Here is a 10,429-nt window from a genome sequence, read left to right on the forward strand (position 1 = left end):
GTTAAGGTATTGACGCCTGTCGATCAGGAGGCTCCGATGCGCCGGACCCGTGCTCCGTACCGGTCGACGATCACGGCCGTGGCGACCGTCATGGTCGCCGCGGGCGCCGCGCTGACCGGCGCCCTCGCCGCGCGCGCCGCCGCCGGCTGCCGGGTCACCTACACGGTGACGAGCCAGTGGCACGGCGGCTTCGGCGCGAACGTCGGCGTCACCAACCTCGGCGACCCGGTGACCGGCTGGCGGCTCACCTGGTCGTTCGCCGCCGGGCAGGCGGTGACCCAGCTCTGGAACGGCACGGTGACCCAGTCCGGCGCCCAGGTGAGCGTCGCCAACGCCGCCTGGAACGCGAACCTCGCCACCGGCGCCGGCGTCGCGGTCGGCTTCAACGGCTCGTGGACCGCCGCGAACCCGGTGCCAACCGACTTCGCGCTCAACGGCGTCGCCTGCAACGGCAACCCGACACCCAGCGCACCCGCGACCTCCGTCCTCGACCAGGTCAGCACGCCGAGCCGGGTCCGGGTGGCGGGCGCCGGCGTCCAGTACACCTGGCCCGGCACGTACTTCGAGGGGCGGTTCCGGGGCACCGGCGTCGGCCTGGTCCTCAACGACGCGAACAACGACTACGTCGTGCAGGTCGACGGCGCGACGGTCGCCACCGTCGTGACCCCGGGACAGGCCACCCACCGGGTCCGGAACCTCACGAGCGGCGAACACACCGTACGGCTGGCCAAGCGCACCGAGAGCCCGTGGGCCGCGGGCGAGTTCGCCGGCCTCGTCGCCGACGCCGGCGGCGCGATCCTGTCCAAGCCGGCTCCCCGCGCCCGGAAGATGGAGTTCATCGGCGACTCCTGGACCGCCGGCTACGGCGATATGTCCACCACCCGCGAATGCGCCGCCACCGGCGGCGTCAACCGCAACACCAACGCCGACGCCGCGTTCGGGGCGCTCACGGCCAAAGGGCTGAACGCCGACTACCAGGTCAACGCCTGGTCCGGGCTCGGCATGGTGCGCAACTACAACGGGCAGAACCCCGGCTACGACTTCCGCACCTACTACGAGACGGACCTGCAGGCGGTCCACAACAGCCAGACGTGGCCGGTGCCGGGCACCTGGCGGCCGCAGGTGGTCGTGATCGGCCTCGGCATCAACGACTTCTCCACCGCCCTCAACGCGGGCGAGAGGTGGACCACCATCGACCAACTGGCCGCGGCCTACCGCGCCGCGTACCTCGGTTTCCTCGACAAGCTGCGGACCCGGTACGGCGCCGGCGCCCACTTCGTGCTCACCTACCCGGACCTCTCCTACCAGACCACCGCCCTCGCCGACTCGATCCAACAGATCGTCAGGACCCGCAACGCCGCGGGCGACGCCCGGGTCTCCGCCCTGTACTACGACAACACCGCCCTCGGGCTCGACCTGCTCGGCTGCGACTGGCACCCCTCACAGCGCGACCACCAGCTCCTCGCCGCCGCGGTCACCCGACACCTGGGCACGCTGCCACTGACCTGGTGGAACACCGGCCCCGTACGGTCAGGATCCGGCAATTAGTAGGTATTGATCCAAGCCGTTTACCCGGTCAAAACGGTCGATCAACTGATCTTTCCGGAGCCTTACCTGGATACCTTCCCCGTTCAAGATCAGTGAGACGGGGAGCAATGAAGGGTAAAGCGGGGATGCCCAGGGCATCTCGCATGTTCAGCAGGCGCGTGATGGGCGGTCTGTCGGCCACGGTCGGCCTTGCGGTAGGCGCGACGGTGGGAGCGGTGCCGTCGTCCGCGCAGGTACCCACCGCGCTGGATGCATTCGCGACGCCGGACGTGGCGTCGGCGCTGGCATCCGCGAAGCGAACCGGTCAACGAGTACCGCTGAGTGAAGCGACAACGGAGACCTCCGAATACTTCGCGACGCCGGAGGGTGACGTCGTCGGCGTGATCGCGGCGGGTGCGGTCCGGTTCCGGCGGAACGGCTCGTGGGTGCCCATCGACCTCACACTGCGGCGGAGTACGGACGGGTCGGTCGCGCCCGCGGCACATCCCGACGCGCTGAAGCTGTCGGGCGCGCGAGCGGCGGGCGCCGGCGATCTCGCCTCGCTCGGCGACGGCACCGAACGGGTGACGATGGGTTGGCAAGGTTCCCTGCCGGAGCCTCGGCTGGAAGGCAGCAAGGCCACCTACCTGGAGGTGATGCCCGGTGTCGACCTTGTGGTGCAGGCGACGCCGACAGGTTTCGAGCAGTTCACCGTGCTGAAGTCCGCCGCGGCGGCCAAGCGGGTAACGGAGATCACACTGCCGCTGACCGGCCAGGGCGTGGTCTCGGCGAGCGAGGACAAGCACGGCCGGGTACGGGTTCGCAACATCGACGGTGGCCGTGCGGCGTACCTGCCGACACCGCTGATGTGGGACTCCGCCAAGGGGCGTCCGCCGACGCGGCAGGTTGTCGTTGACGTCGTCAACACCGTGGGTGCCGCGGCCCGGAGCACGGCCGGTACCGGTTCGCCGGTGACGCTGCGGCTCAAGCCCGATCAGAAGTGGCTGACGAGTCCCGACACGGTGTATCCGGTGGTCATCGACCCGCAGATCACCCGGCTCACCACGGCGAACACCACGACCGTCATGAAGGGTTACCCGACCGGTTGGCACGACGCGGACTCGTTGTTCCTCGGTGCCTGGGACAGTTCCCTGATCGCCCGGTCCTTCGTGACATGGGACGCGACCGCGCTTCGCGGCATGAAGATCAAGACCGCGAAGGTGAACTTCGCCAGCCCGTTCTCGAGTTCGTGCGACCCGAAGCCGTGGGAGGTCTGGACCACGGACGCGGCGTCCACCGATACCTCGTGGACCAACCAGCCCGTCTGGCGCTACAAGGAGTCCACGTCCACCAGCACCACCTGCTACGACTCGTGGGTCTACGCCGACGCGACGAGCTTCTTCCAGCGGGCCGCCACGAGCAACGTCAGCACGCCGACGATGGGCCTACGTGCCTCCAGCGAGACCGACTACAGCCAGTACAAGCAGTTCTGGTCCCGCAACTCCGGTGAACTGTCGAAGGTGCCCTACGCCGAGGTGACCTACTCGAACCCGACCACCGGGCCAGGTGTCTCTTCTGCGACCTACCGAGAGGAGAACTGGGCGGGCGCGGCCGGTACCACCGGTACTTTCACCTTCACCCCGCCGGCGAGTTTCACGGCCGCCTCGTACCTGTATGGCCTCAACGTCAACCCGCCCACGACCGTGGTCACGGCGGCGACCAACGGCTCGGCCAGCGTGGCCATCAAGCCGTCCACGGCCGGTGTACAGACGCTCTACGTTCGCGCCCGCAACGCCGCAGGCACCCTCTCCGCGGTGACCTCCTACCAGTTCGGGGCCGGCACCGGGGTAGCCGCCATCGGCGCGCGCCCGAACCGGACCATGACCACTGCGGAATCCACCGCGTTAACGCAACTGGCACCGCTCACCAGGCAGTTCCTGCAGAACCGGGCCAATGAGATCACCGGACACTACGACAACACCGCAGGCATTCCGATGTGGAGCAGCCAGGCTGCGCTGGCCACAACCTCGGCCGCGAAACTGCGGACCGAGGGAGACATCCTGCTCATGGACAATTTGGACTACGAGGTCTCAGCGGTCGCCGCGGACGAGGGGATGGTGCAGATCGTCGGAGATCAAGCCAACCTTTGGCTCCGTGAGGCAACCACCCTGTCGATGCCCGGCGACACGCCGGATACCGCGTACGGACACAAGGTCGACCGCGCCTTCGTCTACGTGCGTAGCGGCACCACCTGGGCGTTGGCCGACCAGCGGTTGGTCTCCCAGGAGGCGATGGCGCCGATGACGGAGCCGCTCAATGAGTTCACTCCCGTCATCATCGATGGGGCATCGGTCGACGAGCCGGCGCCTCCGGCCGGGTCCGAATCCGACTACAACTACGACGCCGCCGGCCCCACCGACGACGAACCGATCACCGGAGGCGAACCCGTCGAGGCCAGTACCGAGGGCACTGACCCGATTCCCGACACGGTGAAGGTCGATGGTGCCACCACGGCATCGTTCTCGACGGTAGGGCAGTCACCCGCCGGTTTCACGACGGCCGCATATTCCACGACTAGGGCCGGGGCGGGCGGAATAGTTCTCGCGGGAACCATTCCCAACGGTCTCTGCTACTCGTGCATGGTGAAATACGCGCGGAAGTACTATAAAAACTACAACTCCGGGTACCGAGTCACGAAGAACTCGCGGGGAGAAAAGAATGACTGCACCAATTTCGTCTCCCAGGCCCTGCAGGCCGGAGGTTGGGCTGAGGACACAGGCTGGTACCGGAGCAACAGTAACTGGTGGTACAACAAGGTCAACCAGACGTACAGCTGGGGTGGGGCCGAGAACTGGTCGATCTTCGCGACGAAACGGACCCAGTCGCTCTCCAGTGTCTGGAAGGCCGCTTACGGTGACGTCGTCCAAGCCGACTGGGATGCGAACGGCATCATGGACCACACGATGATCGTGACCAAGACCGACGGGTACGATGTCTACCTCGGCGGCCATTCGTCCGACTTCATAGACCGGCCGTTGAGTACCATCATTCGAAACAACAAGGCGGCTTACCCGAACGCCAAGTACTACGCCTACCGCACCTAGTACGCCGACCATGGGAGGTCAGTTCATGGCGGCTACACGCGCCAAAATGATACAGAAGTCGGTCTTTGCCGCGCTGGGCGTCGCGGCCATTGTCTCCGCGGCGTTCTGGTATGTCAGAGACTCGGGTGAGCAGTCACTCGACGCGGCGCTCGGCGCGGAATTGGCCACTCTCGTGAGGCCGGCAGTCGAGGAGAAGATGTCGATGGACTCGGCGCCTAACGGATCCGGCGCTCGGCGAATGGCCTGTGCGGTACGACCGTTCGGTACGGACCCGGTTTCCGTCGATGCCATCGCCGAGGTGGAGACCGTGTACGTCTGGGCTCTCTGTGAAACGCCGGCGACCGAACGCTCGGGGGTCTCACTGCCGATCGTCGTGCACCTGACTCCCGCCGTCGGGATCGAAGTCCCCACGGACGCCGACTACGACACGGGGCGAGCGTATGACCTGTTCCCCGAACGGCTGCACGGCTTCGTAGACGGTGGTCTGCCCGATGGTCTGGAAGCTGTGCTGGAGGAGAGGATCCGCGAGCTGTCCTGAGCTTCTGCCTGCGACAGCAAGTACATGCCAGTCAGCAGCGAACGGGCGGCGAGCGGTAGTTCGCCGCCCGTTCGCACACCTGGATCTGGAGGGTCCTTCCGGCCTGGTAGCACGGGGGCGGGGCGGGCGGGCGACGGCGTCGCACAACGCGGCCTGTCGACATCGCGACCGCCGTCGGCCTAGGTTCGCCACGGCGGTTCCGCGATTCTTGATCGGTGCCACTCGATGAAGATCGCCGGCGGCGGCCGGTCCTGTTCCTGTTCCCCCTGCTGGCCGTCACCGCCCTCGCCGCCGGCGTCTGGTTCGTCGCGCATCAGGCGGATCACCTCGACGCCGCCGACAAGATCGCCAGCGTGGCAGGCTTGTTGGTCAGCGCCATCTCGCTGGCAGTGTCGTTGCGCCTGCTTCGTCCGGCGGCCGACAGCGAGCCGCTGGACGCCGCGGCGGATGCCCTTGCCGCACGGACCCTCGCGCAATGGCTGCCAGAGGCGGCCGTGCACGATATCGATCCGGCCCATCCGATCTCGGTGACCTGGGAATGGGATCCGAAACGGTCCCGCTCGCGCAACGACCTCGGTGTCGAGCCGCCGCCGGCGCAGGGTGTCGTCGACCGGCTCTACGAACAGGTCTACGACGTGCTTCGCCGCTCGACGCTGCTGGTTCTGGTCGGCGAGAAGGGCACCGGCAAGTCGGCCGCGATGCTGCTGCTCCTGATCGAGGCCCTCCGGGACCGGCAGGCGCGGGGCGACACCCCGCAACGCCCTCCCGTTCCGGTCTGGATCACGGTGGGTGGCTGGAACCCCGAGGCGCGACCGCTGCGGGAGCTGGCGGCGGAGGCCCTCGTGTGGATGCTGCCGGCGCTGGGCCACGACCGGAACTACGGGCCACGCGCGGCGCAGCGGCTGATCGAACGGGGCGACGTCGCGCTGTTCCTCGACGGCCTCGACGAGATGCCCGGCGGTCTGCGGGCCAAGGCGATGGCGGCAGCGGCCCGGGAGGTGCGCGCGGGCCTGCGCGTGGTGGTGACGACCCGCCCGGACGGGTACGCCCGGCCGAAGAAGGCCGGCAGCCGGGTGCCGGCACCCGTGGCTTTGCGGCTGTGGCCGCTGGCCGCCGACGCCGTGGCCGATCACGTGGCCCGGTGGCACGCCGGCGACGAGGCGGAGGCCTGGGCCCAGGTGGGCGAGCAGCTGCGCGGCGATCCGGACGGCGCCCTGGCGACCGCCCTGAACACGCCGCTGTTCGTGTCGCTGGCGCTGGCCGCCTACGCGTCGCCGTTGCCGGCCGGCCACGATCCCCGCGACCTGCTGAAGGCGAGCTCCGACACGGAGATCCGCGACGAGGTCATCGAGCTCTTCCTGCACCGCGCCTACCCCGACGACTCCGGCGAGCTGGCGCGTCAGGACGCACACCAGCGCGCCACCACCGGTCGGCGCCGGTGGTGGCTTACCAGACGGCGCCGGCAGCGTGAGCGCCGGCGCGGCCTGGCTCTGCTGGAGTGGACCGCCTTCCACCTGAAGGACAACTCGGACCTGCGCTGGTGGAAGATCCCGTTCTGGGTCTCGCCGGAGGACATGGCCCGCGTGTGCACGATCGCCGCCGGTGTTCTCACCGGTGCTGTCGCGCTCATCGGCGACCTGGCCATGCGCGGCACGCCGTCGGTGATGACCTTGGGCGTGTGCCTGTTCGCGCTGGGTGCCGGCGGCGCCTTCGGCGGCCTGGCGTTCAACCGAAACGAGCAGGTGCGGACCGTGCCGGCCGGCTTGCGGATCCGGTGGCCGGACCGCGCCGAGGCCGGCCACGTACTGAGTCAGGCCTTCACCGCCGGCCTGCCGTTCGGCATCGGCATGGGCCTGGGCCGCGGCGTCGCGGCCGGCGTGATCGTCGGTGCGGGCTTCTTCATGATCGGCCTCTTCGGCGGCGACTTCGGCCCCCGCGACCGTGGCCTGCTCGCCGTCTGGTCCCGCCCGCTGGCCGACTCGCCGACGTTGACGCCGCTGCGCAGCTACCGCAGCGACCTGCTGCGTACCGCGATCGTCGTCACCGTCGCCATGTTCGCCGTGTCCGGCTTCCTCGCGCTCAGCGGCCAGCTCGACGGCGAGAGCGACTACGGAATCCGGGTCGGTCCCGGGCTCGGCCTGCTGATCGGCCTGTGGTTGTCCGCCGGCCCGGCCGTCCTGCTGCTGCTCGCCCCGCTCGCGGCCCGCGGTGCGGGCGCGGGCCGTCGGTCGGCCGCCGGCCTGCTGCACGCCGCGCACCACCTGAAGGTCGTCCGGCAGGCCGGGATGGTGTACCAGTTCCGGCACCGCGAGCTGCAGACCCACCTGGCGCGCCGCTACCGGGTCTGAGGGCGGTCAGCCCCACACCTCCTCGGCCGTCTCGGCGATCAGCCGGAGCTTCGCGACCTCCTCGTCGTAGGACAGCACGTTGCCCTCGACCGTCGAGGAGAATCCGCACTGCGGCGACAGGCACAGCTGGTCGAGGGGAACGTATCGGCTCGCCTCGTCGATCCGCCGCTTCAGCGTGTCCTTCGACTCCAGCGCGCCCCGCTTCGTGGTCACCAGGCCGAGCACGACCATCTTGCCGGGCGGTACGAAGCGCAGCGGGGCGAAGCCGCCCGAGCGGTCGTCGTCGTACTCCAGGAAGAAGCCGTCGACGGCCAGCTCGCTGAAGAGTGCCTCGGCCACGAAGTCGTAGCTGCCCTCGGCCGCCCACGAGGACCGGAAGTTGCCGCGGCACATGTGTGTGGTGATCGCCAGCCCGGCCGGGCGGTCCGCGATCGCCGCGTTGATCTGGCGGATGTAGCGCAGGTGCTGGTGCTCGGCGTCGTCGCCGCGCTCGGTGAGCAGCCGGCGCTGCTCGGGATCGTTGAGGTAGGCCAGGCTGGTGTCGTCGAGCTGGAGATAGCGGCAGCCGAGCTCGGCGACCCGCCGCACCTGCTCCGCGTACGCCGCGCTCAGGTCGGCCCAGAACTGGTCCTCGTCCGGGTAGACGGCCGGATCGATCGCCGCCCGGCCGCCGCGGTAGTGCACCATGCTCGGCGAGGGGATGGTCAGCTTGGCGGTGACCTCGGGGTCGACGGTGTCGGCGAGGAAGGCGAAGTCGTCGCCGAAGACGGTCTCCCTCAGCCGGACCGGCGCGTCGATCGCGAGCGCCGCGGACTCGAAGTCGAGCTCGCCGGCCGCGTTCCGGAAATGGACCTGGATCTTCTCGTCCGTCGGCCGGATGCCGCCGAGGCGGTAGATGAAGTCCATGTGCCACGACGTCCGGCGGAACTCGCCGTCGGTCGCCGAGCGCAGGCCGACGTCGCGCTGCATCCGTACGATGTCGCGGATGGCCTGGTCCTCGGCGGCACGCAGCTCGTCGGGGCCGATCTCGCCGGTGGCCCGCCGCTCTCGGGCCTCGAGCAGGTGGGGCGGGCGCAGCAGGCTGCCGACGTGGTCGGCCCGGAACGGCGGTGCGTCGCGGAGCGTCATCGGATTCCTTCCGTTGCGGATAGTCGCGTCTCGATATCTGCGTACACCTGTCCGGCCGCGGTCGCCAGTGGGGGTGTGACCGAATGCGGGGTCCATCCGGTTCTATCTGCAGAGGCCGGGTGCGACAGCGAGGAGAGCGGTAGTGGAAGCGGACATGCGGGAGCAGTTCGACCGGGCGGTCGGCGACGATCCCGGCATCGACCTGGGTGGGCTGGCACACGCCGCCATCGCCGAGGGTGGCCGGATCCGCCGCCGCCGCAGGCATACGGCGGTGGCGGGCGTCGCGGCCGGCGTGGTGATCGTGCTCGGCGTGGTGGCTGGCCTGAACCTGGCGTTGCGGGGGCCGGGGTCGCAGGATCCGGGGGTGGCGTTCGCCGCCGCGATGACGGTCGCGGCGCCGTCCTGCTCTCAGCCGCTGGAGCGCGACGCCACCGACGTGGGCATCTTCCTGGGCGCCGGCGCGACCGACGGGCAGCGGGAGGCGCTGGATTCGTCGCTGGCCGACGACGGGCGGGTGGCCCTCAAGTCCTTCGAGACCCGGGAAGAGGCCTTCGAGCGGTTCAAGGCGCTGTGGGCGGACGATCCCGACTTCGTCGCCTCGGTCGGCGCGGACCAGCTTCCCCCGTCGTTCCGCGTGCGCCTGGCGGACCCCAAGCAGTACGCCGCGTTCCGCGCGCAGTACGCGGCGATGGACGGCGTCGACCAGATCGTCGGCCGTGCCTGCCCGGCGAGCGCCCCGATCGGCGGGATCCTGTGACCGAGACCGTGATACCGAGCCGGCCCGCGGACGACACCCGTGCCGTCGGGGGCGCCCGGCGCCGGGGCAAGGCGGCCCGGGACGCGGAGTTCACCGCGTTCGTGGAGTCCGCCGCGACCCGGCTGCGCCGCAGCGCGTACCTGATGTGCCGGGACTGGCATCTGGCGCAGGATCTGACCCAGCACACCCTGGCCAAGATGTACGCGTCCTGGGACCGGATCCGCACCGCGGCGAACCTGGAGGCGTACAGCAGGCGGGTGCTGATGAACCTGGTCCTGGACCGGCAGCGGCGGCGCAGCGGATCCGAGATCGTGCTGGCCGAGCTGCCGGACCGGCCGGACGGCGCCGCGGCGGGCACCCCCGAGCTGCGCCTGGCGCTGGTGGACGCGCTGGCCCGCCTGACCGTCGAGGACCGGGCCGTCCTGGTGCTGCGGCACGCCGAGGACCACAGCGTCGACACCGTCGCCGCGATCCTGGGCGTCTCCGCCTCGGTGGTCAAGATGCGCACCGCCCGCGCGCTGGACCGCCTGCGCGCCCTGCTCGGCGACGACTTCGCCGACCGCTGAGGCGGGCCTGAGGCGGGCCTGAGGCGGGCCCGGGTCACGCCAGGGGTTCGACCTCGGTGTCGACCGGGCCGGTGGTGTTCAGGATGTCGAGGGCCCGCTGCGAGAGGACGAGTTCGTTGGACTTGTCGACGGCGAAGTCGTCCACGCCGGCCTGTCCGTCGATCACCAGCTCGGTGAACGGCGGGAGCTCCCGTCCGGGGTACATCTCGTCGAAGTCCTCGGAGGTGGTCACCTCCATCGCCCGGGTGTGGAACCCGGTGAGGCCGGCCTGCTGGAACCGGTCGGCGAGCGCCGTGGTGGCGGCGAACGCCGGGTGGGAGGTGATGAGCTCGTCGCCGAGCCAGCCCTCGAACTCGTACGCCAGGTGGGTGACCCGAGGCTGGTCGCCGCTGTAATCCATCACGGTGTTCTCACCGAGGCCGCCCGGCACTTCTGGACGGACGATGTAGTACTGCATCGAC

General features: G+C 69.7%; 8 protein-coding genes. 6 read left to right on the top strand and 2 right to left on the bottom strand.

Features of this window, described 5'->3' with window-relative positions; translation table 11 throughout:
- Positions 1–36: 36 nt before the first annotated feature.
- The 4 genes from ACIBSW_RS18825 to ACIBSW_RS18840 all read left to right on the top strand — a co-directional run bounded on the left by ACIBSW_RS18825 (position 37) and on the right by ACIBSW_RS18840 (position 7,517).
- The gene (locus ACIBSW_RS18825) at positions 37–1,548 is read left to right on the top strand and encodes a cellulose binding domain-containing protein (protein ID WP_354729440.1); all 1,512 of its coding nucleotides are present in this window, start codon (positions 37–39) and stop codon (positions 1,546–1,548) included.
- Positions 1,549–1,691: 143 nt separating this feature from the next.
- The gene (locus tag ACIBSW_RS18830; protein ID WP_354729438.1) at positions 1,692–4,631 is read left to right on the top strand and encodes an amidase domain-containing protein; all 2,940 of its coding nucleotides are present in this window, start codon (positions 1,692–1,694) and stop codon (positions 4,629–4,631) included.
- Positions 4,632–4,677: 46 nt separating this feature from the next.
- Complete coding sequence (locus ACIBSW_RS18835; protein WP_354729436.1) at positions 4,678–5,169, top strand: hypothetical protein; 492 nt, start codon at positions 4,678–4,680, stop codon at positions 5,167–5,169.
- Positions 5,170–5,384: 215 nt separating this feature from the next.
- Complete coding sequence (locus ACIBSW_RS18840) at positions 5,385–7,517, top strand: hypothetical protein (RefSeq protein WP_354729883.1); 2,133 nt, start codon at positions 5,385–5,387, stop codon at positions 7,515–7,517.
- Between the two features lie 6 nt (positions 7,518–7,523).
- Here the strand turns inward: ACIBSW_RS18840 and ACIBSW_RS18845 are convergent, their stop codons facing one another.
- The gene (locus tag ACIBSW_RS18845) at positions 7,524–8,645 is read right to left on the bottom strand and encodes a 5-methyltetrahydropteroyltriglutamate--homocysteine S-methyltransferase (RefSeq protein ID WP_354729881.1); all 1,122 of its coding nucleotides are present in this window, start codon (positions 8,643–8,645) and stop codon (positions 7,524–7,526) included.
- Positions 8,646–8,787: 142 nt separating this feature from the next.
- Here ACIBSW_RS18845 and ACIBSW_RS18850 point away from each other — a divergent pair, with 142 nt between their 5' ends.
- Both ACIBSW_RS18850 and ACIBSW_RS18855 read left to right on the top strand, forming a co-directional pair.
- Complete coding sequence (locus tag ACIBSW_RS18850) at positions 8,788–9,402, top strand: permease-like cell division protein FtsX (protein WP_354729879.1); 615 nt, start codon at positions 8,788–8,790, stop codon at positions 9,400–9,402.
- Entirely contained in the window at positions 9,399–9,968 is a 570-nt protein-coding gene (locus ACIBSW_RS18855) for a SigE family RNA polymerase sigma factor (protein WP_354729877.1), read from the top strand. Before ACIBSW_RS18850 ends, ACIBSW_RS18855 begins: the two co-directional genes overlap by 4 nt.
- 34 nt (positions 9,969–10,002) lie before the next feature.
- Here ACIBSW_RS18855 and ACIBSW_RS18860 read toward each other — a convergent pair whose 3' ends face one another.
- Positions 10,003–10,425, bottom strand: a complete 423-nt coding sequence (locus ACIBSW_RS18860) for a hypothetical protein (protein ID WP_354729875.1) — start codon at positions 10,423–10,425, stop codon at positions 10,003–10,005.
- Between the last annotated feature and the right edge of the window lie 4 nt (positions 10,426–10,429).

Source organism: Actinoplanes sp. NPDC049668, assembly GCF_044465445.1.
Lineage (GTDB): Bacteria > Actinomycetota > Actinomycetes > Mycobacteriales > Micromonosporaceae > Actinoplanes.

Coding starts and splice junctions, on each gene's coding strand:
- ACIBSW_RS18845 (WP_354729881.1), bottom strand. CDS start 8,645: ATGACGCTCCGCGACGCACCGCCGTTCCGGGCCGACCACGTCGGCAGC.
- ACIBSW_RS18830 (WP_354729438.1), top strand. CDS start 1,692: ATGTTCAGCAGGCGCGTGATGGGCGGTCTGTCGGCCACGGTCGGCCTT.
- ACIBSW_RS18860 (WP_354729875.1), bottom strand. CDS start 10,425: ATGCAGTACTACATCGTCCGTCCAGAAGTGCCGGGCGGCCTCGGTGAG.
- ACIBSW_RS18835 (WP_354729436.1), top strand. CDS start 4,678: ATGATACAGAAGTCGGTCTTTGCCGCGCTGGGCGTCGCGGCCATTGTC.
- ACIBSW_RS18825 (WP_354729440.1), top strand. CDS start 37: ATGCGCCGGACCCGTGCTCCGTACCGGTCGACGATCACGGCCGTGGCG.